Source organism: Haloplanus salinarum, from assembly GCF_009762275.1.
In the GTDB taxonomy this organism is placed as follows: Archaea; Halobacteriota; Halobacteria; order Halobacteriales; family Haloferacaceae; genus Haloplanus; species Haloplanus salinarum.
On the sequence record NZ_CP034345.1, the window covers coordinates 1,181,796 to 1,206,171 of the forward strand.

22 protein-coding genes and 1 pseudogene are annotated in these 24,376 nt (G+C 67.4%); 15 read left to right on the plus strand and 8 right to left on the minus strand.

The features are described from left to right. Positions 1 to 11: 11 nt before the first annotated feature. The 4 genes from EI982_RS07410 to EI982_RS07425 all read left to right on the plus strand — a co-directional run bounded on the left by EI982_RS07410 (position 12) and on the right by EI982_RS07425 (position 3,022). On the plus strand, positions 12 to 308 hold the full coding sequence (locus EI982_RS07410; RefSeq protein WP_157688958.1) for a DUF6684 family protein: 297 nt from the start codon (positions 12 to 14) through the stop codon (positions 306 to 308). Between the two features lie 121 nt (positions 309 to 429). After that, a complete protein-coding gene (locus EI982_RS07415; protein ID WP_157691089.1) occupies positions 430 to 2,145 on the plus strand; it encodes a cbb3-type cytochrome c oxidase subunit I in 1,716 nt (571 codons plus the stop codon). A gap of 184 nt (positions 2,146 to 2,329) precedes the next feature. After that, complete coding sequence (locus EI982_RS07420; protein ID WP_157688960.1) at positions 2,330 to 2,599, plus strand: DUF7520 family protein; 270 nt, start codon at positions 2,330 to 2,332, stop codon at positions 2,597 to 2,599. A 24-nt stretch (positions 2,600 to 2,623) separates the two neighbouring features. Next, entirely contained in the window at positions 2,624 to 3,022 is a 399-nt protein-coding gene (locus EI982_RS07425; RefSeq protein ID WP_157688962.1) for a universal stress protein, read from the plus strand. 159 nt (positions 3,023 to 3,181) lie between these two features. Here EI982_RS07425 and EI982_RS18675 read toward each other — a convergent pair whose 3' ends face one another. Both EI982_RS18675 and EI982_RS18680 read right to left on the minus strand, forming a co-directional pair. Next, positions 3,182 to 4,501 (minus strand): substrate-binding protein, encoded by a 1,320-nt coding sequence (locus tag EI982_RS18675; protein ID WP_233255345.1) that lies wholly within the window; start codon positions 4,499 to 4,501, stop codon positions 3,182 to 3,184. A gap of 390 nt (positions 4,502 to 4,891) precedes the next feature. Next, a pseudogene (locus tag EI982_RS18680) lies at positions 4,892 to 5,656 on the minus strand (serine/threonine-protein kinase); the annotation flags it as partial. A 186-nt stretch (positions 5,657 to 5,842) separates the two neighbouring features. On the opposite strand from EI982_RS18680, the gene EI982_RS07435 reads away from it, so the two are divergent. The 3 genes from EI982_RS07435 (at position 5,843) to EI982_RS07445 (ending at position 8,979) form a co-directional block, all read left to right on the plus strand. Then, complete coding sequence (locus tag EI982_RS07435) at positions 5,843 to 6,520, plus strand: haloacid dehalogenase type II (protein WP_157688966.1); 678 nt, start codon at positions 5,843 to 5,845, stop codon at positions 6,518 to 6,520. A 114-nt stretch (positions 6,521 to 6,634) separates the two neighbouring features. Further along, positions 6,635 to 7,390 (plus strand): GNAT family N-acetyltransferase, encoded by a 756-nt coding sequence (locus EI982_RS07440; RefSeq protein WP_157688968.1) that lies wholly within the window; start codon positions 6,635 to 6,637, stop codon positions 7,388 to 7,390. Between the two features lie 89 nt (positions 7,391 to 7,479). Next, entirely contained in the window at positions 7,480 to 8,979 is a 1,500-nt protein-coding gene (locus EI982_RS07445) for a sodium:solute symporter family transporter (protein ID WP_157688970.1), read from the plus strand. A 157-nt stretch (positions 8,980 to 9,136) separates the two neighbouring features. Here EI982_RS07445 and acs read toward each other — a convergent pair whose 3' ends face one another. Next, on the minus strand, positions 9,137 to 11,131 hold the full coding sequence (gene acs / locus EI982_RS07450) for an acetate--CoA ligase (protein WP_157688972.1): 1,995 nt from the start codon (positions 11,129 to 11,131) through the stop codon (positions 9,137 to 9,139). Between the two features lie 191 nt (positions 11,132 to 11,322). On the opposite strand from acs, the gene EI982_RS07455 reads away from it, so the two are divergent. The 4 genes from EI982_RS07455 to EI982_RS07470 all read left to right on the plus strand — a co-directional run bounded on the left by EI982_RS07455 (position 11,323) and on the right by EI982_RS07470 (position 16,365). After that, positions 11,323 to 13,095: a 2-oxoacid:acceptor oxidoreductase subunit alpha gene (locus EI982_RS07455; protein ID WP_157688974.1), complete on the plus strand. Its 1,773-nt coding sequence runs from the start codon at positions 11,323 to 11,325 to the stop codon at positions 13,093 to 13,095. Beyond that, entirely contained in the window at positions 13,092 to 13,955 is an 864-nt protein-coding gene (locus EI982_RS07460) for a 2-oxoacid:ferredoxin oxidoreductase subunit beta (protein ID WP_157688976.1), read from the plus strand. The genes EI982_RS07455 and EI982_RS07460 overlap by 4 nt, the downstream gene beginning before the upstream one ends. 237 nt (positions 13,956 to 14,192) lie before the next feature. Further along, entirely contained in the window at positions 14,193 to 15,431 is a 1,239-nt protein-coding gene (locus EI982_RS07465; RefSeq protein ID WP_157688977.1) for a digeranylgeranylglycerophospholipid reductase, read from the plus strand. Positions 15,432 to 15,543: 112 nt separating this feature from the next. Next, positions 15,544 to 16,365, plus strand: coding sequence for an aldo/keto reductase (locus EI982_RS07470; RefSeq protein WP_157688979.1), 822 nt, complete (start codon positions 15,544 to 15,546; stop codon positions 16,363 to 16,365). Between the two features lie 15 nt (positions 16,366 to 16,380). Here the strand turns inward: EI982_RS07470 and EI982_RS07475 are convergent, their stop codons facing one another. The 3 genes from EI982_RS07475 to EI982_RS07485 all read right to left on the minus strand — a co-directional run bounded on the left by EI982_RS07475 (position 16,381) and on the right by EI982_RS07485 (position 19,537). Next, positions 16,381 to 17,499 carry a DUF373 family protein gene (locus tag EI982_RS07475; RefSeq protein WP_157688981.1) on the minus strand — a complete coding sequence of 373 codons (1,119 nt, stop codon included), beginning with the start codon at positions 17,497 to 17,499 and terminating at the stop codon, positions 16,381 to 16,383. Between the two features lie 48 nt (positions 17,500 to 17,547). Continuing rightward, a complete protein-coding gene (gene sppA / locus EI982_RS07480; RefSeq protein WP_157688983.1) occupies positions 17,548 to 18,546 on the minus strand; it encodes a signal peptide peptidase SppA in 999 nt (332 codons plus the stop codon). Positions 18,547 to 18,613: 67 nt separating this feature from the next. Then, entirely contained in the window at positions 18,614 to 19,537 is a 924-nt protein-coding gene (locus tag EI982_RS07485; RefSeq protein WP_157688985.1) for a coiled-coil protein, read from the minus strand. A gap of 328 nt (positions 19,538 to 19,865) precedes the next feature. Here EI982_RS07485 and EI982_RS18320 point away from each other — a divergent pair, with 328 nt between their 5' ends. The 3 genes from EI982_RS18320 to EI982_RS07495 are packed head-to-tail and all read left to right on the plus strand — an operon-like array spanning position 19,866 to position 21,311. Beyond that, complete coding sequence (locus EI982_RS18320) at positions 19,866 to 20,021, plus strand: hypothetical protein (protein ID WP_199243759.1); 156 nt, start codon at positions 19,866 to 19,868, stop codon at positions 20,019 to 20,021. 38 nt (positions 20,022 to 20,059) lie between these two features. Next, positions 20,060 to 20,473: a DUF371 domain-containing protein gene (locus tag EI982_RS07490; protein ID WP_157688987.1), complete on the plus strand. Its 414-nt coding sequence runs from the start codon at positions 20,060 to 20,062 to the stop codon at positions 20,471 to 20,473. 37 nt (positions 20,474 to 20,510) lie between these two features. Beyond that, positions 20,511 to 21,311: an endonuclease III domain-containing protein gene (locus tag EI982_RS07495; protein WP_157688989.1), complete on the plus strand. Its 801-nt coding sequence runs from the start codon at positions 20,511 to 20,513 to the stop codon at positions 21,309 to 21,311. A 3-nt stretch (positions 21,312 to 21,314) separates the two neighbouring features. Here EI982_RS07495 and EI982_RS07500 read toward each other — a convergent pair whose 3' ends face one another. Together EI982_RS07500 and EI982_RS07505 are read right to left on the minus strand one after the other, a co-directional pair. Next, positions 21,315 to 21,725, minus strand: a complete 411-nt coding sequence (locus EI982_RS07500) for a dual specificity protein phosphatase family protein (protein WP_157688991.1) — start codon at positions 21,723 to 21,725, stop codon at positions 21,315 to 21,317. 12 nt (positions 21,726 to 21,737) lie between these two features. After that, positions 21,738 to 23,657: a beta-CASP ribonuclease aCPSF1 gene (locus EI982_RS07505; protein ID WP_157688993.1), complete on the minus strand. Its 1,920-nt coding sequence runs from the start codon at positions 23,655 to 23,657 to the stop codon at positions 21,738 to 21,740. A gap of 238 nt (positions 23,658 to 23,895) precedes the next feature. Here EI982_RS07505 and EI982_RS07510 point away from each other — a divergent pair, with 238 nt between their 5' ends. Further along, positions 23,896 to 24,375: a DUF7984 family protein gene (locus EI982_RS07510; RefSeq protein ID WP_157688995.1), complete on the plus strand. Its 480-nt coding sequence runs from the start codon at positions 23,896 to 23,898 to the stop codon at positions 24,373 to 24,375. The last annotated feature ends 1 nt before the right edge of the window (position 24,376 follow it).

Below are 24,376 nucleotides of genomic sequence, written 5' to 3' on the forward strand. Positions count from 1 at the left end.
TTTGATGAGCCATGTCGACGAAAGTGTTCGATCGGGACACGATGCTCGATCTGACGGTGAATTTCATCCCACTGTTCATCCTCTTCTTTTTCATCGTCGGCTACAGCCTATACAACCCATTCACCCTGGGGTCGACCGAGCGCATTCTCCAGTACGTGCTACTGGGCGCACCCTTCGCCCTGCTCGCGATTCTGACCTACCTCTCGGGGAAGGCGATCGCGTCGACGGAGAAGACCAGCCCGGTGTACATGCCCGGGGCGGCGACGGTCGACGGGGCGGAGCCGATCGAGGACGAACACGAGGAGTAGGCGGGCCGGAATCATACCCACGGCGGCGGATCCGTCGAGAACCGCACCCGAATATTTCTTAACCCTGCGTTCCTGAGCAACTTCCATGCAGATCACCGGACAGTTAACGTTGACGGTGCTCATGGGGTTCTTCCTCGTGATCATCGCCGCGTGGCTCGCGCGGATCGAAGACTGGCGGTCGTACACGCCGCTCGGGAGCGGCGGTGCGGCCGGCGAGTCGGGATACGTCTCACGGGAGAAACCGACGGGACTCAGTCGCTGGCTGACAACCGTCGACCACAAGGACATCGGGCTCCTCTACGGCGCCTACGGCGTCCTCGCCTTCGTCGTCGGCGGCCTGATGATCATGGTCATGCGGATCGAGTTGCTCGACCCCGGGATGACGCTCATCTCGAACTCGTTTTACAACTCCCTGCTGACCAGTCACGGCATCACCATGCTGTTCCTGTTCGGAACGCCCATCATCGCGGCGTTCGCGAACTACCTCGTGCCGCTCCTGATCGGGGCGGACGACATGGCGTTCCCGCGGATCAACGCCATCGCGTTCTGGCTGCTCCCGCCGGGCGCCCTGCTCATCTGGGCCGGGTTCTTCCCGCTCGGTGACGTGATCCCCGCCCAGACCGCCTGGACGCTCTACACGCCGCTTTCGGCCGGCGTCGGCGGCGGGAATCAGGCCAACGCGGGCGTCGACCTGATGATCCTCGGCCTCCACCTCACCGGCGTCTCGGCGACGATGGGGTCGATCAACTTCATCGCGACCATCATCACCGAACGCGCCGAGGAGGTGACCTGGGCCAACCTCGACATCTTCTCGTGGACCATCCTCACCCAATCGGGGCTCATCCTCTTTGCCTTCCCGCTGCTCGGGAGCGCGCTCGTGATGCTCCTGCTGGATCGTAACCTCGGCACGAGCTTCTTCGCCATCGAGGCCGGCGGCACGATGCTCTGGCAACACCTGTTCTGGTTCTTCGGACACCCCGAAGTCTACATCCTCGTCCTCCCGCCCATGGGCATCGTCAGCTACGTCCTCCCGCGCTTCGCGGGGCGGCGGCTGTTCGGGTTCAAGTTCGTCGTCTACTCCACGCTCGCCATCGGCGTGCTCTCGTTCGGTGTCTGGGCACACCACATGTTCGCGACGGGGATGGACCCCCGCCTGCGTGCCTCGTTCATGGCGGTGTCGATGGCTATCGCCATCCCCTCGGCGGTCAAGACGTTCAACTGGATCACCACGATGTGGAACGGGAAGGTCCGGCTGACGACTCCGATGCTGTTCTGTGTCGGGTTCGTCTCGAACTTCATCCTCGGGGGCGTCACGGGCGTCTTCCTCGCTTCCATCCCCGTCGACCTGGTGCTTCACGACACCTACTACGTCGTCGGTCACTTCCACTACGTCGTCATGGGCGCCATCGCCTTCGCCGGCTTCGCCGGGCTCTACTACTGGTTCCCGATGTTCACCGGTCGGATGTACCAGCGCCGGCTCGGGAAGATCCACTTCTGGACGTGGATGATCGGCTCGAACATCACCTTCCTCGCCATGATCGTGCTGGGCTACGGCGGAATGCCGCGCCGGTACGCCACGTACCTCCCCCAGTTCGCCACCTTCCACCAACTCGCCACGCTCGGGGCGGTGCTGATGTTCGTCGGCGGCCTCGTCTGGACGTACAACTTCGTCGTCTCGTGGCTCGAGGGTCCCAAGGTGCAGGACGGCGACCCGTGGAACCTCCGCGACGACGGCATGTACACCAACGAGTGGCAGTGGTTCGAGGACAAACAGGAGACGGCCATCGCGGACGGCGGCGACGAGGAGGTCGTCGCCGACGGCGGCACCGAGGAGTAAGGACGGCGCCGTTCTCCGTCAGGTCGCAAGCAGGATTCCGGTGACGAACATCAGGAGTGCGACCGAACCGAGGACGATCCCGAGGAGGTCCGTGTTGCTCATACGGGGTCCAACGGTGCGTGCGGGCAAATGACCATCGGTCCGAAGGGAAAGCGCTAATCGGCCGGTTCCCTTAGCCTGGATCGTGTCCGCGACGCAGACGCCCCTGAACGGCCGCCGGTTCGTGTTGTACCTCTATGTCGTCATCGTGGCGATAGCCGGCGCCCTCGGGGTCGTCCTCGGCGAGGTCGTCGACATGGGCGAACCGCCCCGACTCTTCTTTCTCGTTCCGCTCCCGCCGAACGGCGCCGGCTTCGCGGTGTACGGCGTCGTGACCGTGGCGGTCGCACTCGGCCTCCCGCTCGCGCTCGTCGCCTACGTTTCCCGGCAGGCGGATTCGAGGGAAGACACTTAGGGCCTGGCCGCTCCAAGGCCGAATATGTACCACGCCGTTATGGGTGTCGACGACAACGAGGAGCGGGCCATCGCGTGTGCGCAGGCCGTCGCCGACCTGCCGGGTGCCGGCTCGGACGCCCGGGTCACCATCATCCACAGCTTCACGGACAATCCGACCGGGGCCTCGGCCCCCCAGATCGGGTCCGTCCGCGAGGCGACCGAGTATCTCGAAGGGGAAGGAGTCGAGGTGACGGTGACCGAGTCCAGCGGCGACCCCGCCGAGCAGATCCTCGACGTGGCGGAAAGCGAGGACGCGAACCTGATCGTCGTCGCCGGACGGAAGCGGTCGCCGACGGGCAAGGCGCTGTTCGGGAGCGTCACGCAGTCGGTGATTCTGAACGCCGACCGGCCGGTGATGGTGGCCGGCGACACCGACGACTAGACGCATCTGGCGGCGACTCCCCGCCGGTCACGACCGTCACGCGGCGTCCTAGATTCGATGTGAAACTCCAGGATTCCCCGGCGTCGGGCCCGACCCGTCTAGTGACCGGCGTTGTGTTGCGTATCGGTCGGTCGTGTTCGACGGGGGACAGCGCGACGACTACTCGTCGCCGTACTCGCCGAGTTCGCACTCCGCGGCCGGGCCTTCGTCACAGCCGTAGCCGAGTTCGTCGCGGCTGGTCAGGTCGATGAGCTCGTAGTACTGCCCCGTCCGCTGTTCGGACTCCGGGAGGCCGCGGACGACCGGTACGGCACGCTGGGCCTGGTGGTCGCACGCACGCATCGTCTCGGAGCCCATGCCGATGTTGTCGTACTCGTAGTCCTCGAGTTGGCGGATGACCTCGGGCGGGTAGAAGGTGCCGGCGCGCTCGACGGCCGCCGCGTACTGGAGCGTCTGGGCGTAGGCGAGGTGTGCCACGCCGGAGGGGACGCGGTCGTACTCGTCCTGGAACGCTTGGAGGAACTCCTGGGACGGCGTGTTGTCGATCTGGGCGTCCCACGCGACGGTGCCGAAGACGCCCTCGATGGCGGCACCCGCGGCCTCGGCCATCGGCCGGTTGTATAACGGGACGACGAGTTCCATGTCCTCGGCGAGACCGGCGTCGACCGCCTGACTGACCGACGTCGCGCCGTCCAGTCCGTAGTGGTTGAGCACGAGGACGTCCGCCCCGGAGTTCGCTGCCTCCGAGAGGTACGAGGAGTAGTCGCTGGTGCCGAGCGGCGTCGCCACCGAGTCGACCTGCTTCCACCCGGCCGTCTCGGAGAGGAACTGGTTCATCGACTCCTGCTGGGTCCGTCCCCAGCTGTAGTCGGCGTAGAGCTGGTAGAACTGCAGCCCCTCGCCGTACTCGTCACGGAGGACCGGCGCCAGCGCCTGTCCCGTCATGTGCACGTTGAACATCTCGCGGAAGCCGTAACGCAAGCAGTCCCGTCCAGTCGTGTAGTTCGAGTGGGTCAGACACCCCATGAACACGGTCCGTTCCTGCTGGCACAGGTCCTGGACCGCGATGGTCACCGCCGAGGACGAGCCACCGCTCACCATGATCGCGTCGTCACGCCGGATCATCCGCGCCGCCCACTGGCGCGCGGTGTCGGCGTCCGTCTCCGTGTCTCCGCTCACCGAATCGATCCGATAGTCGAGGACGCCGTCACCGGAGAGGTCGTCGAACCGGGAGTCGACCCAGCCGCCGCCGTTGTTGAGGTGATCGACCGCGAGCTCGTACCCCCGGAGTTCGTCCTCCCCCTCAGCGGCGTAGGGGCCGGACTGGGGCACGGTGAACCCGAACGTCGCTGTGTCGCCTTCGATGGGGTAGTTGCCGAGTTCGGAATACTCCGATCCGCCGCCACCGTCACCGCTACCCCCGAGTGGGGCCGACCCCGACGAAGAGGGTTCGTCGTCGCCGGTGATTCGGGTGACCATCACGCCACCCCCTCCCAGCACGCCCACACTCAGGAGGCCGAGTACGGATCGGCGCGACACCAGCGGAGCGCCGTCCGACCCCGTCCCGTGTCGTGTAGCGGAGGCCGGCGAACCCTCGTCCTGGTCGACTGCTGACCGCGACCCAGTCCGGGAGCCGGTGGCAACCGTTCCGGTGCTGTCTGCCACCGTTTCGGCGTCCCTCTCGGTCGTCCGATCCGTCGGTTCGGGTGCCGGGGACGCTGTCGGGGGGTTCCCGCCGACCACGTCGTCCGAGACGTGTTCCGCAAAGAGCCGATCCAGTTCCTTCCTGAAAGTGAGGACCCCGTCGTACCGATCGGCTTTGTCCTTTGCCAGCGCCTTCAGCACGGCCTCGTCGACGGCCGCCGGTACCTCGGGATTGACCGTCGACGGCGGGTCCGGGTCCTCCCGTAGAACACCCTGCATGACGGCCGTCGACGATCCGGAAAACGGCGGCTCACCCGCCACCAACGCGTACACTAGCGTCCCCAGTTGGTAGATGTCGGTGATATCGTCGGGGCTTCCGTACTCCTCGGCGTCGAACTGTTCCGGCGCGGCATACGTCGGTGAGATTCCCTCGATGCTATTGGAGTGGTCCAGTAGCATCTTGGCCAGCCCCCAATCGCTGACCTTCGGATAGTCCCACTTGCCCTCCGGCGTATCCCGCAACAGCACGTTCGTGGGTTTGATGTCGAGGTGGGCGACACCGTGACGATGGCCGTATCGAATCCCCTCGGCGATACGGCCGGAGAGCCACAGTGCCTCGGCGACGTCGATCGATCCGAGCTGTGCTTCGAGCGTCCCACCGTCCATGAACTCCAGGGCGAGCCACGGGAGTGGTTCCGCACCCCACGTGTAGACGGAGACGACGTTTTCGTGGTGGTTTAGGCTTTCCCACGTCTCTGCTTCCGTTTCGAACCTCTGGAAGACGCGCTTCCGAATCGTACCTTCGAATCGCGGTTCCTTGACTGCGATCGGGTACGTATAGCCGTCCTGGTCGAGGGTCGCACGGTACGCGTCCGCGTCGCCCCCCGTGCCAATCCGCTTCCCTTTCTCCAGGTCGCCATACCCGAAGTCCGACAACGTGTGCGGGGCGACCGCCTCCGGGATCCGGTCGTCGTCGGCTGGCCCTGGCATCACTGTCCGATACAATCATACAATCGTCATAAAATGTCGGGCTCGGGGACGGTATGGATTCGAATCGGCCACGAAGAGGCAACTACCGTCGTCGACGACGCGGCACTGATCGACGCCGATCCGTTCGTCTTCGTGCACCATCGAGCGGGGGAACGAATACAAGGGAATCGCCCCTATCCACCGGACATGGCCGGCATCTGCTTCGACATGTACGGAACCCTGTGTGATACGAGTAGCGTGCGCGCCCGCCTGGGCGAGGAACTCGACGTCGCGGACCGGCTGGTGGCGGCGGTCGACGAGGTGTGGCGCCGCAAACAGCTCCAGTACTCCTACCAGAGCGCACAGATGGACGACTACGAGCCGTTCTGGGAGATCACCGGCCACGCGCTCGAGTACGCGCTGGCCCAGTTCGACCTCGATCCCGACGCGTCGACCCGCGAACGCATCCGCGAGACGTACGACCATCTGGAGCCGTTCCCGGGAGCGGCGGAGACCCTCGACCGCCTGTCGACGGCCGGCCACGAGGTGGTGGTTCTCTCGAACGGCAACCCCGCGATGCTGGAACGGCTCGCGGAGAACGCTGGGCTTCGGTCTCACCTCGACGGAATCGTCAGCGCCCACGGGGTACGGACCTTCAAGCCCGACCCTTCGGTGTACGAACACGCCGCCGAGACCCTCGACCGACCGCTCGACGACTGTCGACTCGTCTCCTCGAACGCCTGGGACGTCGCCGGCGCCGGCAACGCGGGCATGGCGACGACGTGGGTGAACCGTCGGCGCAACCCGCCGGAGGCCATCGGCGCACACCCCGACCGCGAGGTGACGACGCTGCCGGACGTCGCCGACGACCCGTGCTCGAACTGAGCGTGATCGTTCCGAGCCATCATCAAAAGGGCGACAGGACGGGCCGGCGTTCCTCGACACTCCCGTCACGCTCACCGAGACACTTTAAGGAGCGTCACCGTACACAGTTTCAACATGGACATTCGCGAGGCACGGGCTGAGGACATCGAAGGGATCAGAACCGTCGCACACCACTCCCTCGCCGCGTCGTACGGCCACGCACTGGAGGACGAAATCATCGCACAGGCCGTCGAGCGGTGGTACGACGAGGGGACGCTCACCGACGACCTCGACGATCCGGACACCGAGTTCCTCGTCGCGGACGACGACGGTCGGCTCGTCGGGTTCGCCCAGAGTTACGTCGTCGAACGGCGCGAGACCGTCGGCGAGATCGACTGGCTCCACGTCGAACCCGACAGCCGCGGCGTCGGGATCGGCGACCGGCTGCTGGAGACGCTCGAACAGCGCCTGCTCGAACACGGCGTCGGCCGCATCGAGGGGCGCGTGCTGTCCGCCAACGAGGCGGGGACCGACTTCTACGAGAACGAGGACTTCGAGCGGATCGGCGAACGGACCGTCGAGATCGGCGGCGAGCCGTTCGTCGAGATGCTCTACTCCAAGTTCCCGGGTGCCGGCGGCCGACAGGTACTCTCCGAGGCGGCGACGCTCCCCGACGGCCGGCAGGTGTACGTCGCCCTCGAGGAGAGCGTCCGCGGTGCCGACGGCCCGTTCTACTCGGTGTACCTCGACCGGGACCGCTCGGAGCGGTACGGCTACCTCTGTGGCAACTGCGATAGCTTCGCCGTCTCGATGGACACGATGGGCCGTGTCGTCTGTAACGACTGCGAGAACCGACGCAAGCCGACCCGGTGGGACGCCAGCTACCTCTAGCGGCGATTACCCGGTTATATCACAAAGTATTATTTCGTCGGCCGTCCAGCCGGGAGTATGGCACGACCGACGCGAACGGAGGAATCACCGTGGTGACCACGACGGCGCTGCTCGGACTGCTGACCGTCGTCCTGCTCGCCTTCGCGGCGTTCGGCGCGTGGTACGCCCGGGGGCGCATCGAGACCGTCGAGGACTACCTCACCGCCCGGAACTCGGCCGGCGGCGGGACGCTGACCGCGACGCTCGTCGCCTCGAGCATGGGGGCGTGGATCCTGTTCAGTCCCGCGGAGGCCGGCGCGGCCTTCGGCGGAATCACGGCCGTCGCCGGCTACGCGGCCGGGTCGGCGCTCGCGCTCGCCGCCTTCGCCGTCGTCGGCCCCCGCATCCGGCAACTCCTCCCCCGCGGCCACAGCCTCACCGAGTACGCCTACGCCCGCTACGGGACGGCGATGTACGCGTACGTCCTCGTCGTCAGCGTCGCCTACATGTTCGTCTTCCTCGCCGCGGAGTTCACCGGCATCGCGAGCGCGCTCTCGCTCGTCGCGGGGGTGCCCGGCTGGCAGACCGCGACCGTCGTCGGCGTCACCGTCCTCGCGTACACCGGCTACGGCGGCCTCCGTGCGAGCATCGTCACCGACACCGTCCAGACCGTGCTCATCCTCCCGCTCCTGATGGTGAGCGTCGTCGTCACGGTGCTCGCGCTGGGTGGGACCGACGCCGCCCACGCCGCCGTCGTCGATAGCGCGCCCGAACTCCTGACCGTCGGATCGGCCACCGGCCTGGAGTTCGGGGCCTACGTCGTCGTCGCCGTCGTCGGCGCCGAGATGCTGAACCAGGCGTGGTGGCAGCGGGTCTACGCCGCGAGCGACGAGGGGACGCTCCGTCGGTCCTTCCTCGTCGCCGCCGTCGCCGTCGTCCCGATGGTCCTCCTGGCGGGCGTGTTCGGCCCCATCGCCGTCGGCCTCGGCCTCGTCGAGGCGCCAGGGGACGCCAGCGTCTCCTTTTTCCTCGTCGTGACCGAGGTGCTCCCCGACGCGGCCGTCGTCGCCGTCGCCGTCCTGGCCGTCCTGCTCGTGGTCTCCAGCGCCGACACGCTGTTCAACGCCATCGCGAGCGTCGTCACCGCGGATCTTCCGCGGCTCCTCGACCTCTCGGGGGACCGCCTCACCGCGACCGCCCGCGGCGTGACCGTCGTCGTCGCCGCGGCCGCGACGGTCGTCGGCGCGCAGGGCTACTCCGTGCTCACGCTCTTTCTCCTCGCCGACCTGCTCGCGGCGGCCACCTTCATCCCGCTCCTGCACGGCCTCTTCTCGCGGCGTGCAACGTCCGCCGGCGCCCTGACGGCGAGTCTGGTTGCCCTCGTCGTCGGACTGGCCCTCTTCCCGCCCGCCCGCGGTGTCCTGCCGCTCTCCGGGCTGCCGGCGGCCACCTACTTCCGCTCCTTTATCGGCGCCGCCGCCCTTTCGACGGCCCTGACCGTCGTGGCCGCTCGCGTCGGCGACGAGCGGTTCGACCTCGACCGGCTCGACCGGACGATCCGACGCCTCGACGACGAGGCGACCGACGGCTCGGGGGGTGAGCGACGGTGACCCTCTCCGCGCTCGGCTTCGCGGTCCTGATCTGGGGATCGCTGGCGCTGGTCGCCGGGGTCTTCGTGTACGAACTGGCGACGATCTGGCGGGAGTCGCGACGAAACGCGGGGTAAGCGGGGGCCTCGGAGCGGGATCGACCGGTCGCGACGACCGATCAGTCGCCGCTGATCTTGCCTTGGATGTCCTCGACGATGTCGGGGTTACGGAGCGTCGAGGTGTCGCCCAGTTCGGCCTCGTTGGCGATATCCTCCAGCAGACGGCGCATGATCTTGCCCGACCGGGTTTTGGGCAGGTCCGGCGAGAAGACCACGCGCTCGGGGCGGGCGATGGGGCCGATGGCGTCCTCGACGGCCTGGACGATGCGGTCGCGGAGCGCGTCGTCCTCCTCGTACCCGTCCTCGGTGATGACGTAGGCGTAGACGGCCTCGCCTTTCACCTCGTGGTCGCCGCCGACGACCGCGGCCTCGGCGACGCCCTCGACGCCGACGATGGCGGACTCGATCTCCATGGTCCCGAGGCGATGGCCCGAGACGTTGAGCACGTCGTCGACGCGACCGAGGACGGTGATGTAGCCGTCCTCGTCGAGTTTGGCGCCGTCCTCCGGGAAGTACACCCAGTCCTCGGGGTCCGAGCTGTCGGTGTCGGAGTACTCGGCCCAGTACTCCTCGATGTACCGCTCGTCGTTCTTGTACAGCGTTCGGAGCATCCCGGGCCACGGCTTCCGAACGGTGAGGTAGCCGGCGCGCCCGGCTTCGACCGGATCGCCGTTCGTGTCGACGACCTGGGCGTCGACGCCCGGGAGGGGCGGCCCGGCGGAGCCGGGCTTCATCGTCTTGACGCCCGGGAGGGTGGTGACCATCATGCCGCCCGTCTCGGTCTGCCACCAGGTGTCCACGATGGGACACTCCTCGTTCCCGATGTGTTTGTAGTACCACTTCCAGGCCCGCGGGTTGATGGGCTCGCCGACGGTGCCCAGCAGCCGGAGGCTGGAGAGGTCGTGTCGGTCGGGGTACTCCCCGCCCCACTTCATGAACGCGCGGATGGCGGTGGGTGCGGTGTAGAGCTGGGTGGCCTCGTACTCCTCGACGATCTCCCAGAGGCGGTCCCGATCGGGGTGGTCCGGCGTCCCCTCGTACATCATCGTCGTCGTCCCGAGCGCGAGCGGGCCGTAGACGATGTAGGAGTGGCCGGTGATCCAGCCGATGTCGGCCGAACAGAAGTAGGTGTCCTCGGGCTTGATGTCGAGCACCGCCTGCGAAGTCCAGGCGGTCCACGCGAGGTAGCCACCGGTGGTGTGTTTGACCCCCTTCGGCTGGCCCGTCGTCCCCGAAGTGTACATCAGGAACAGCATGTCCTCGGCGTCCCGCTTGACGGGGTCGACGGTCGCCCCCTCGTGGTCGGCGACGAGGCCGTCGTAGGTGTGCTGGTTGGCCGCCAGGCCGTGGCCGAAGCCGTCGCCGTCGCGGAGCCGCTCGGCCACGACCACGTCGGACACTTCGTGGTCGACGCCCGCGAGGCCCTCGTTGGCCTTCGAGAGGTGATCGAGGGGGTCGCCACGGCGATAGTACCCGTCGCAGGTGATCAAGTACTCCGAGTCCGCGGCGTTCATCCGGGTCGCCAGCGCATCCGCCGAGAAGCCCGCGAACACCACACTGTGGGGCGCGCCGATCCGCGCACACGCCAGCATGGCGATGGGGAGCTCGGGGATCATCGGCATGTACATCGTCACGACGTCGTCCTCGCCGACGCCGAGGTCCCGAAGCGCCGCCGCACACTCGTTGACCTCGCGGTGGAGCTCCGCGTAGGTGAACGTCCGGTCGTCCTCGTCGACGGGTTCGCCGACCCACTCGATGGCCGGTTCGTCGCCGCGCTCGTCGAGGTGGCGGTCGAGACAGTTGGCCGACGCGTTCAGCGTGCCGTCGGTGAACCACTCGTAGAAGGGCGGGTTCGAGTCGTCGAGCACCTGATCGTACTCCTCGTCCCAGTCGAGGAGTTCGGCCGCCGCCTGCCAACAGTTCGGCCAGTTCTCGTCGAACTCCTCGTATACACTGGGATCCGATACGTTCGCCTGCTCGACGAACGAATCCGAGGGCTCGAACGTCGCCTGCTCTTCGAGCCTCGCCTCCAGTTCGATGTCTTCCTCGGACATATGTCAGAATAGACTTTCCAATCATTCGTGATAAACCTACGCCATAGCGTCCGGCGTCAGTGTGGACGCCGGCCCCGGCGGTCGGTTCGGCGCCGAGAACGCGGACGCATCGGCCCGCGCGCGGCTGGTATTGCGGGAACCCGAACCATTCAGAAGGCTTTTGACCGATCCGGGGATACGTCCCACACAGCATGCCTGCGGACTTCAACTGGGCGATCGGTGGAGAAGCGGGTGACGGCATCGACTCCACCGGGAAAATCTTCGCCCAGGCGCTCTCGAGGGCCGGTCGGCACGTGTTCACCTCCAAGGACTTCGCGTCCCGCATCCGGGGCGGGTACACGGCGTACAAGGTCCGCACGTCCGTAGACCAGGTTCAGAGCGTCGTCGACCGTCTGGACGTACTCATCGCGCTCACCCAGCGGACGATCGACGAGAACCTCGACGAACTCCACGAGGGCAGCGTCATCATCTACGACGGGGACCGGACGACGATGGAGGACGTCGAGATCCCCGAGGGGATGATCGGCCTGGACGTGCCGCTGCAGGCCCTCGCCGAGGAGGCCGGCGGCGCGATCATGCGGAACGTCGTCGCGCTCGGGGCCGCGTGCGCAGTGAGTGAGTTCCCGATCGAGAACCTCGACAGCGCCCTCGAGAAGCGGTTCGGCGACAAGGGAGCCGCCATCGTCGAGAACAACAAGGCCGCCGCCCGAAAGGGCCGGGAGTACGTCCTCGAGAACTACGACGAGGCGTTCGGGTTCGAACTGGAGTGCACCGACGAGAACTACGTCCTCCTGAACGGCGACGAGGCCATCGGGATGGGTGCCATCGCCGCCGGCTGTCGGTTCTACGCCGGCTATCCGATCACCCCCGCGACGGACGTGATGGAGTACCTCACCGGACGGATCGAACAGTACGGCGGCCACGTCGTCCAGGCCGAGGACGAACTCTCGGCCATCAACATGGCCCTCGGCGCCGCGCGCGCCGGCGCCCGTTCGATGACTGCCACCTCCGGGCCCGGAATCGACCTCATGGCCGAGACGTTCGGCCTGGTCGCCACCAGCGAGACGCCGCTGGTCATCTGTAACGTGATGCGCTCGGGACCCTCGACCGGGATGCCGACCAAACAGGAGCAGGGCGACCTGAACGCGATGCTCTACGGCGGCCACGGCGAAGTGCCGCGGTTCGTCCTCGCGCCGACGACCATCGCCGAGTGTTTCCACAAGACCGTCGAGGCGTTCAACCTCGCGGAGAAGTACCAGCTTCCCGTCTACCTGACCGCCGACCTCTCGCTTGCGGTCACCGAACAGACCTACCCGCCCGAGGAGTTCGACATGGACGCCGTCGAAATCGAGCGCGGCAAGGTCGTCGACGAGGGGACGGTCGGCGAGTGGCAAGACGAGTCGGGACGGTTCAAACCCCACGCCCTCACCGAGGACGGGATCAGTCCTCGCGCCTTCCCGGGGACCGAGGGCGGCGTCCACATGTCCACCGGCCTCGAACACGACGAACTCGGTCGCCGGACCGAGGACACCGACATGCGCGTCCGCCAGGTCGACAAGCGGACCCGGAAAGTCGAGACGGCCCGGGAGCGCGAACCGTTCGAGCCACGCGAGTTCGGCGACCCCGACGCCGACACGCTCGTGCTCTCGTGGGGATCGAACGAGGGGGCGCTGATCGAGGCCAAGTCCTTCCTCGACGAGGAGGGGATCGAGGCCCGCTATCTCTCGGTGCCCTACGTCTTCCCGCGGCCGGACCTGACGGACGCCGTCGACGCCGCCGAGGAGACCATCGTCGTCGAGTGTAACGCGACCGGGCAGTTCGCGGACCTGATCGAACACGACACGCTGACGCGGGTCACCCGCATCAACAAGTACGACGGCGTCCGATTCAAGGCGGACGAACTCGCCGAGCGGATCGCGGACGTGTTAGCGACCGACGAAGGAGCCGAGGAGGCCACCGCATGAGTTCCAACGTTCGATTCACCGACTTCAAGTCCGACGCACAGCCGACCTGGTGTCCCGGATGCGGCGACTTCGGGACGATGAACGGGATGATGAAAGCGCTCGCCGAAACCGGCAACAGCCCCGACGAGACGTTCGTCGTCGCCGGCATCGGCTGTTCCGGCAAGATCGGGACGTACATGCGTTCCTACGCCCTCCACGGCGTCCACGGCCGGGCGCTCCCGGTCGGCGCCGGGGTCAAACTCGCCAACCCCGACGTCGAGGTGATGGTCGCGGGCGGCGACGGCGACGGCTACTCCATCGGCGCCGGGCACTTCATCCACGCCGTCCGCCGCAACATCGACATGACCTACGTGGTCATGGACAACCGCATCTACGGGCTCACCAAGGGGCAGGCCTCGCCGACCAGTCGCGAGGACTTCGAGACGTCGACCACGCCCGAGGGGCCCCAGCAACCGCCGGTCAACCCGCTGGCGCTCGCGCTCGCCGCCAGCGGTACCTTCATCGCGCAGTCGTTCTCGACGGACGCCCAGCGCCACGCCGAAATCGTCAAACAGGCCGTCGAACACGACGGCTTCGGCTTCGTCAACGTGTTCTCCCCCTGCGTGACGTTCAACGACGTGGACACCTACGACTACTTCCGCGATCACATCGTCGACCTCGCGGACACCGACCACGATCCGACGAGCTACGACGACGCCCGCTCGCGCATCCTCGATCCGGGCAAGGAGTACCAGGGCGTCCTCTACCGGGACGAGGAGTCGGTGCCCTACGAGCGGAGCCACGGCGTCGATGCGGACATGTCCGACATCCCCGACGGCGCGCCCGAGGACGCGATGGACCTCGTCCGCGAGTTCTACTGAGGCGGCCGGCGCCACACAAGAGTTAACACGACCGACCCCCCTTCTGACCGTGCCACCGTCCCTGCAGGGCAGTGTCGTCGGACTCGATTTCGGCACGACGACGACCCGCTGTGCCGTCTACGGCGGCGGCGTCCGACCGACCGGCACCGGGAAGCGAGAACGGTCGGCGAGAGCACCCGACGTATCGCTCTCGTCCGGTTCAGCAAGACTGATTACGCTCTCCCGGTAGGGAAACATATGTCCGACCGTTTCGACGTGATCGTCGCCGGCGCGGGGCCTGCCGGGGCCCAGTGTGCGCGCGACCTCGCTCAGCGGGACTACGACGTTCTCGTCCTCGAAGCCGAACCCGAGGACACCTTCCCCCGCCAGAGCAACAAGTCGACCGCCGGGACCTTCCCCTCGATGATGGCCTCCTTCGGCGTGCCCGACGAGGTGGTGATGAACTACACCGACGACGTGGTGTTGGAGTCGCCGAACCACCACTACGTCCAGCACCAGCCCGGTGCAGTCCTGGAGTTCGCGGAGTTCAAGCAGTGGCTGGTCCGGGAGGGCCGATCGGAGGGGGCGACCTACCGGTTCGACGCCCGCGCGAACGGAGCGATCATGGAGGACGGCGACATCGCCGGGGTCCGGTACGCGGGCGGCGAGGTGGCGTACGCCGACATCGTCGTCGACGCGACGGGGCCGGCCGCGCCCCTCGCCAAGGAACTCGGGGTGAGCGACCTGCGGCGGGAACAGCAGGCCATCGGGATCGAGTGGGAGATGTCCGGCGTGGACGTCGACCACCCGAACTACGCCGACCTGACCGACACGATGATGCTCCGCCTGGACCACGAGTACGCCCCCGGTGGCTACTCCTGGATCTTCCACACCGGCGGCGACACCGCGAAGGTCGGCCTCTGTTACATCCAAAACGAGAGCCACGAGCGCTACGGCCGCGACGGGGCGAGCATCGACGACTACTTCAACCACTGGCTCGATACCGACCCGCGCTTTGCCGACGCCGAACGCATCTCCGAGAAACAGCAACACCGCGGCTCGGCTCACATCCAGATGCCCGGACAGCTCTGTACGGACGGCTTCATGGCCATCGGCGACGCCGTGCCGACGATCGATCCGCTCTGGGGCGAGGGCATCCACAAGGGGATGAAGTCGGGGCGGATGGCCGCCATCACCGCCGACCGCTGTTTCACCGAGGCCGACCCCGACACCTCGGCGGAGGCGATGTCCGTCTACAGCAAGCTGTGGCACAGCGAGGTCGCCCCCCGGATGCGCGAACGGCTGCTGATGACCGAACTCCTCTATCTCGCGTCCAACGAACGGTACGACACGCTGATGACGGACCTCAAGGGCACCGGGAGCGACACGCTGGCGAAGGCCAACGCGGGCAACGTCCGCGCGATGCTGAAGCTCCTCCATCTCGGCGACATCCCCCTGCTCGGCAAGTTCGCCCGCGAACGTCTGGCCGGACCGTAGCCTCCGACACCCGAACGGCCACACGGGAAGCGTTCGACGACGCGGGACGACGGTACCGGCACGAACCGGCCCTTCCACAACTCCTTTCGGCGTCTCCACCCTCCGTTCGCGTATGTCTCGATCCTCCAGCGACGTGCAACGGTCGAACGGAATGCCAGTCCTCGGCCTCGGAACGTGGCAGAACACCGATCCCGAGGAGTGTGCGGGGACGGTGGCGACGGCCCTGGAGATGGGCTACCGCCACGTCGACACCGCACAGGCCTACGACAACGAGGCGGAGGTCGGGGACGGAATCGCACGGGCGTCGGTCCCCCGCGAGGACGTGTTCCTGGCGACGAAAGTGTGGATCGACAACCTCGCGCCGGCGGACGTCCGGGAGACGACCGAACGGAGTTTGGAGAAACTCGGCGTGGACGCCGTCGACCTGCTCTACGTCCACTGGCCGGCCCGGGCGTACGACCCCGCCGAGACCCTCGGCGCCTTCGACGACCTGTACGACGACGGCCTGATCGACCGGATCGGGATCAGCAACTTCGAGCCGGCGCAGGTGACCGAGGCCGTCGAGACTGCCGACGCCCCCATCTTCGCCAACCAGATCGAGTGTCACCCGCTGCTCCCACAGGAGGAACTGCGCGCCCACTGTGCCGACCACGGGATCGAGGTGGTCGCCTACTCGCCGCTGGCCCGCGGCGAGGTGTTCGACGTCCCGGAGATCCAGGCGGTCGCGGAGAAACACGGCGTCAGCGAGGCGCAGGTGTCGCTCGCCTGGCTCCGCGAGAAGGACGTGACCGCCATCCCGAAGGCGACCGGCGAGGAGCACGTCCGCGACAACTGGGCGTCGCGGACGCTCGACCTCGACGACGAGGACGTGGCGCGGATCGACGGCATCGACCGCCGGGAGCGGATGGTCGATCCCGACTTCGCCCCCTGGTAGACGCGACGACCGCCGTTACGAGCGCTCGGCCGCGTCGACGTCGGCCTCCTCCTCGGGATGATCGGCGACGTTCGCGGCCACCCGCACGCCGACGAGCGAGACGACGATGGCCGAGACGACGAAGAGCGCGAGCCGTTCGGTGGCCGGGACCGTGAGTCCGAACAGCCGCAGGTTCCCGAGGACGCCCTCGCGTTCGAGGAAGTACCCCGCGAATCCACGGACGACGAGGCCGAGGGCGACGACGCCGAAGGGGAGGTTCAGATACGGTCGCGGCACGCGGTCCGAGTCGATGAGTTCGTCGAGGAGACGGCCGGCGCTGGCCGTGAGCGCCGCCAGCGCCAGCCACGGGATGGCGCTGTACGCGAACTGCATGACTGGAACGACGACGCCCTCCGCCGTCGTCTCGACGGCCAGCGCGCCGAGGAAGGCGCCGACGAGAGCGAGGCCGCCGGCGACGGCGTAGGTGACGACCGACACCTGTCCGGAGTAGAGCGCGTCCCGGGTCCGATCCGGGAGCCGCGCGATGTACGTGTCGATGGCGAGCCCCTTGTACAGCACCGCGGCGCCGAGCAGGGAGGCGAGCCCCGCGAGCGCCACGGGCAACGAGAACCGCACGAGCAACACCGGCAGGAGGAGCAAGCCGACGCCGAGCGGGACCAACACGGTCGATCGGAGTTCCTCGTCGGCGAGGAACTGCTTGAGGAGGTAGTACGTGGATTCGATGTCGCGGGCCTGCCTGACGACGACCCGGTCGACGGAGTCGACCGGCAGGCGGCTCTCCACGATGGGAACGAGACGTTCGTCGTCGGCGCTGTCGGTGACGATGATCGCCGAGTCCGGGTCGTGGCGGTCGAGGAGTTCGTCGACCTGTGCGGCCACCGAGCGGTCGGCACCGACCGCGGTGTCGCCGGATCCCGAGACGACGGCGACGAGGGCGTCCTCGCCGTCGCTCCGGAGGTCACGCGTGACACGTAGCGCCTCCAGCAGGCAGTTGACCGTCGAGTCCTCGGGGTCCGCGAGGCCCACCTCCGTCACCAGCGACTGCACCGCGTCCCACCCGTCGACGGGCATCGACACGCCGACCGTCCGCCCGATGTCGTCGGCGCGGTCGACACACAGGACGAGCGTCGTCACGGTCGTGAGAACTATCCACGGGGATAAATATCTCCCGTCCCCGACCGGTCAGAAGCGGAGCCGGAAGCCCCGTTCGTCGTCGGCCACGGTGCCAGCCACGCCGGCGCCGAAGGCGTAGGCGACGGCCGTCGCGCCGCCACGGAGCCGGTCCGCCAACCCCCGCTCGGGTTCGAACTCGCGGACCGACACCTCCGTATCGATCAGATCCGCGACGTGCTCCTCGATATCGTCCCGGTCGCCGAGTTCGTCGACCAGACCCAACTCGTGGGCGTCGTCGCCGAGGTAGATGCGGGCCTCGGTGTCCCGGATCGCCTCGGGGTCCATCCCTCGGCCCTCGGCGACGCGCTCGACGAAGTCCTCGTAGAAGCCGTCGATGATGCCCTGGAGGTACTCGCGTTCGTCCGCCGAGAGTTCCTTCAGGGGCATCCCCGCGTCCTTGTACTCGCCCGCCGCGAAGCGCTCGTAGGAAACGCCCAACTCGTCGGCCAACTCGGAGACGTTCACCCGGGAGCCGATGACGCCGATGCTCCCGACGATGCTCGCCCGCCGCGCCCAGAGTTCGTCACAGCCGCTGGCGATCCAGTAGCCGCCGCTGGCACAGACGTCGGTCGCGTAGGCGACGGTCGGCCCGTCGAAGTCGGCGGCCGCCCGCCGGATGTCGTCGCTCGGCACCACCTCCCCGCCCGGCGTGTCGAGTTTCACCAGCAACGCCTCGGCGGCGTCGTCCTCGTCGGCACGTTCGATCTGTTCGACCACGTCGTCGGCCGTGGTGCCCACGGCCCCGCCGGGAATCGGCCCGGGCGTCCCACCGTCGCGGGTGATCGGTCCCTCGACTGCGACCTCCGCGGCGTTGTAATCCGGGAAGACCGAGTCGGCCAGATCCCCGGCGGCACGCGTCCCGAGGATCACGACGCCGACGGTCACCAGCAGGCCGAGGAGATCCGCGAGCGATCCCGGGAGGACCACGAAGATCAGGAACCCGAGGACCGCCGCGACGATCCCACCGACGATCACGATCGCGCCCCGACCGACGTCGTCCTCACTCACGTTCTGTCACCATACGCACTGCTGGGGAACGGATCGGCATAAAAACACCTGCGTCGGCGTATCCGGTCTACAGGAGACCCGTCTTCTGCAGCTTCATCAGGTCCTCGGTGTCGAGGGTCTCGCCTTCCTTGAACTTCTGGTAGATCTCCTCGGCCTCCTCCTTGGCGGCCTCGCGCTCGGCCTCGCGCTCGTCCTGCTGTTCCTGCTCCTCTTCCTTGTCGAGTTCGCGCAGGCGCTTCTGGACGCGGACGAAGTCCTCGTGGTGGCGGTCAGCTGCCTCCTGGGCCTCGACGAAGAGCTCGTGCATCTCGTCGGCCTTGTCGCGGATCTCGTCGGCCTCGCGGTAGGCCTCGATCATCTGGTTGTGGTGTTCCTGGGCCTTGTCCGCGAGCTCGGTCACCTTCTGGTGGTGCTGGGACGCCTCGGAGCGGACCTCCTCGGCCTCCGCGACGAGCTCGTCGAGCTCGCTCGCGTCGTCGAGTTTCTCCTTTCGCTGCTGGTACTCCTCGCGCTTGTCCTCGATCTTCTCGATGAGTTCGCGCTCGTCCTCGGCACTGAGGACCTCGGTCTGCTGGCGGAACTCGAGTTGCTCGATCTCCTCTTCGAGCTCCTCGAGGTCCTTGCCGTCGCCGAGTTCGAGGTCCTGTTTCATCTCCTCGACCTCGTCGAAGAGCTCGTTGGCCTTGGCGTTGAGCTCGTTGCGGCTCTCCTTGTGTTCCTGGACCTGCTCGTTGAGCTCGTCGCGCTTCTCGCGATGTTCCTGAGCCTCGTCGACCTTCTCGCGGGTCTTGGCGTTCAGGTCGTCGCGCTTCGAGGCCCGCTCCGAGGCCATCTGGTTGAGTTCGTTACGCCGGTCGCGAAGCTGGCCGGCGAGTTTGATGAGCTGTCCCTTCGAGTCGTTTTCGAGCTGGTCGTCGGTGAGTTCGACGTTGCTCTCTTCTTCGAGCGCCGCAACGTCGAATTCGTCGAGTACTTCTTCTGTTGTTACCATTGTTGAAACCTCGATACCACCGCTCCGGGCGGACTGACGGCTGGTCGTCCCGCAATCAACCGTGGATAAGAGTTCCCGATCATTCTGCGAGCGATACCGCCACGCGCCGGAGACGCGTTGGTAACAACGTATACAGCCGACATATACATAAATACTTCGGTGGCTGAAGGGGTGCGAAACGGTACCACAAGCCGCTGTACCGGCCGTGTGAACCGTTCACAACGTCCTCGGCGGAGTATATAAAGAACCCCCCATCAATACCGCTCCAGTTTCAGTTTCACCGTGGGGACGGCGCGGATTCATGTCGGTCGCCCGACTACCACCGGATATGCTCGAGAAGCTCACGAGTACCTGCGAGGCGGCCGGCTGTGATCGACCCCTTGACGACGACGCCCTGATGGTGGCGATGCGGACCGAGGGGGGCGAGCGCCGGGCCTACGAGTGTGCCTGTGGCGCGGTGACGGTGACCGTCGTCAGGGAGTGACCGTCACCGCTAAACGGGCTCGCCGGCGACGACCCGCCATGCGAGAGGTCGTACACGCCCGCGGCCACGAACACGTCGCCGCGACCCACGACACCACCTTCGAGGTGACGACCGACGACTGGTTGACCCCCGCCGGCGACTGCATCGTCGGTATCGAGGCCGACCGGGCGCCCGCCGACTTCGATACCGACTTCGCCGAAGCCTGCCGGGACCCCGCGGCGACGATCACCCTGACCCTCGACGTCGACGGGGCGACCCAGGAGGTGCGCGCCCGCGGGCACCCCGACCTCACCTTCGACAGCGACCGGAGCGCCGTCGTCCGGACGAGCACCTACGTCGACGACCGCACCGTCGCCGTCGCCGCCGACGCCGCCGCGGCCGACCTGGACCGGGGGATGGTCGCCGCCCTCGCGGACGGCGCCGACCCCACCCTGACGCTGACCGTCGAGTGACGCCGCGCTTTTTCCGATCGGCCGCCAACGGACGCCCATGCCCGACGAACCCGTCGAGAACATCAGCGGCGGCACCGACGGCGGGAGCGAGGCCCGCTTCGCCACCGGGGATCCGGAGACGCGGGCCGAGGCGGTCGTCGACGCGCTCGGCGACATCTACTGGCAGAAGGCCTACGGTGGCCGCGACGCCTTCCCCTGTCTCGTCCGCACGATCCTGAGCCAGAACACGAGCGACGTCGCCAGCCAACCGGCCTTCGACGCCCTGATCGAACGGTACGGCGGCGAGGGCGACCTCGCGGCGACGCTCGCGGCCGCCGACCGCGACGTCGTCGCCGAGGTCATCCAGCCGGCCGGGCTCTACAACCAGAAATCGCGGGTCATCCAGGAGGCCGCCGAGGCGATCCTCGCCGACTTCGGCGACGCCGCTGCGTTCGATTCCTTCGTCCGCGAGGGCGACCCCGAGGCGGTGCGCGAGCGACTGCTGGAGCTGCGCGGGGTGGGGCCGAAGACCGCCGACTGCGTCCTTCTCTTCTCGGGCGGGCGGGGCGGCGTCTTCCCCGTCGACACCCACGTCCACCGCATTGCCCGCCGGATGGGCCTGGCGCCGCCCGACGCGGATCACGAGGGAGTGCGGGCGGCCCTGGAGGCGGCGGTGCCGACCGAGAAGTGCGGCTTCGGTCACACCGCCATGATCCAGTTCGGGCGGGAGTACTGTTCGGCCAGAAACCCGTCGTGTCTCGACGGTCCGGAGGCGTGCCCGCTCGCCGACCGCTGTGACCGTGTCGGCGTCGATTCCGGAGCGGGGACGGTGGTCGATCCGGCCGACTCCGACGGCTGAGGCTCACTCCACGACACGGCGGGCGTTGTCCACCAGCGCAGGGTGTGGCTCGGCATCGGGGTGTACCGAGCGCAGACGCTCGAGCGCCGTCTCGACGTCGGTCCCGTTCAGTCGGGCGAGCGCGGCCGCGGCCACGGCCACGCTCCGGGAACTCCCCGCCGAGCAGTGGACGAGAACGGTCTCGTCGGCGTCGAGCAACGTCGTCAGCCGATCGACGGCGTCCCGAACGTTCGAGGGATCGTTTTGGGGGCCGTCGACGAGTGGGCGCTCGACGAGGGTCACCGAATCGGGGTACGCTGGAGGTGCGCCGTGTGTCAGTCGCAGAACGGCGGTGACGCCCGCGTCGAGCATCGACTCGACGTCCCGAGCGTCCGCCCGGTCGCCGACGTGGAGGTGGGGGGTGATCGCGTGCATCGCGGTCCGCGGCTACTTGAAGCGGAACGTCTCCAGGTTCTTCGGCGCGAACGTCCGCATGTTGTAGTCGTGGTAGAGCGCGGAGGAGAGGTCCTGCACGGAGCGTTCGTCGCCGTGGACACAGAGCACCTTCTCCGGGCGCGGGTTCATCGTCTTGACGAAGTTCTCCAAGCCCTGCCGGTCGGCGTGGCCGGAGAAGCCGTCGACCGTCTCGACGCCCATGTTCAGCGAGAGGGTGTTGCCGCGGCCGCCGCGTTCGCGGTCGTTCATCGGAATCTCGTCCCAGCCGTTCTGGATGCGCCGGCCGAGGGTTCCCTGTGCCTGGTAGCCGACGAACACGAGCGTGGAGTCCGGATCCGGACCGAGGTGGCGAAGCCAGGACATGATCGGGCCGCCGGTGACCATCCCCGAGGTGGAGAGGATGATCGCCGGGTCGCCGTCGGATACCTCCTGGCGTTCGTCCTCGCCGGCGTCGATGTGGTTGAACTCCTCGGCGAGGAAGGGGTTCTCGTCCTCGTGGAAAATTCTGTCTCTGAGGTCGTCCCGGAGGTACTCGGGGTAGGTGGTGTGGATGGCCGTCGCCTCCCAGATCATCCCGTCGAGGTGGACGGGCATCTCGGGGATCTTTCCGCTCCGCATGGCCTCCTCCAACACGAGCATGATCTCCTGTGATCGACCGACTGCGAACGCCGGGATGACGACCTTGCCGCCTTTCTCGTGGGTCTCGTTGATGATCCGGAGCAGGTTGCGCTCGGAGTCCTCCTGGTCGGTCTGGTAGTCGTTGCGGCCGCCGTAGGTGGATTCGAGGACGAGCGTCTCGACCCGCGGGAAGTCGTTGACGGCGCCGTTGAACAGGCGCGTATCCTCGTAGTGGATGTCGCCCGAGAAGGCGACGTTGTAGAGGCCGTCGCCGATGTGGAAGTGGGAGACGGCCGAGCCGAGGATGTGTCCGGCGTTGTGGAAGGTGAGCTTCACGTCCGGCGCGATGTCGGTCACGTCGCCGTACTCGAGGGGGACGGTGTGTTTGATCGCCTCACGGACCATCTCGCTCTCGTAGGGCGGGGTGCGGCCCTCCTTGACGGCCACGTCGAGGTAGTCGAGCGTGAGCAAACCCATCAGGTCCCGGGTGGGTTCGGTGCAGTAGATGGGGCCGTCGTAGCCGTATTTGAACAGGAGGGGGATCAGCGCGGAGTGATCGAGGTGGGCGTGGGTGAGCACGACCGCGTCGATGGAGTTGAGGGGGGCCGCTTCTGGCACCTGGAGGTAGGGCACCTCGCCCTCGGCGCCGGGCTTGTCGCCGCAGTCGATCAGGACGCGCGTCTCGGCGGTCGAGAGGATGAAACTCGCGCGGCCGACCTCCCGACAGCAGCCGAGGGTGGTGATACGCACCCACTGGTCGTCGGCCATCTCCTCGCGGTGGATCTGCCGGCCGACGCGTTCGAGGATGTCGCGGCGCTCCTCGCGTTCCTGCTTGAGGAAGTTCCGGACGTTCGAGACCGTCGAGGACTCGATGGGAGGGGTACGGACCACCTCGGGCGTCCAGCCGATCTCCTTCGTGATCTCACGGAGCGTCGAGCCGTGACGCCCGATCACCATCCCGGGTTTCTCGGCCTCGATGACGACCTCGCCGGTGTCGGCGTGGAAGTCGAGGTCGGTCACGCCGGCGTCCTCGGGGATCACGTCCCGGATCCGCTCGCGGGCCTCGCGGACCTCCATCAGCACGTCGGGGTCCGGGCGCACCGTGATTCGCTTCCGGAGTTTGCTCGCCAGTTTGCGGATGAGATCGCCGTTGCTGGCGAAATCCTTCGGGTCGCGCGTGTAGACGACCAGTTCCGGCCCCTCGTATTTGACGTCGGAGACGGAGATTCCGGGCGGTAGTTCGTCCTCGATCTCTGCTTTCAGTTCCTCGAGTTGCTTGTCTACGGAGCTCATATGTACCGGGTGAGAGCCCTCCGCACGGTCGTTCCCGTTCGATCCTCGGCCCGCGACGGCGTCCGCGTGGACGGTCGGCGTCGGACGATGGTGGTCGTGCCGAATCGCATAGGTACGTTCCGTACGGGAGGTGCTCGGCTGCGGGAAGAGGCAGCGAAAACCCGCTTGGGTCACCCTATCAGCCGGGCATTATAAAAGCCTTCGCAAAATCGAAGGCGTTCGGCGCCGGAGTGGCGGTATGGAACTCACCCCGGCCGCCGTGGAACGCGAGTACGAGTGGGTGCGAGAGCGCGGGGCGGTGGTCCCGCTGATCAACGAGACGCGGGACCGCCTCGGCGACTGCTTCGGCGTCGACGTCGGCCACGTCGGCCGGGACGAGTACCGCGAGGAGGTGGCCGTCGTCTTCGGGGACGGCGCCCGCGCGGTCAACGTCGCGGCCTACGTCGCCCTCCTCCGTGACCTCGACGTGACCGGCGACTATCCGGGCTTCGTCGTCGACGAAGTGCTCGGGCGGGAACTCGCCGCGGCCGTCGCCGGCGGACAGCCTTTCTCCCTGCTCGCCCAGGCCACGTTCCACTTCGCGGACGTGACGACCCACACCGAGGGGGTCGCGGGGGCCGACGACTTGGACGCCGCCCTCGCCGCGGGGTTCCAGACCCGGCTCCCGGGGTGGGAGTGGACCGAGGGGGCCAGTCCGTTCGCGGTGGCGCGGGAATGAG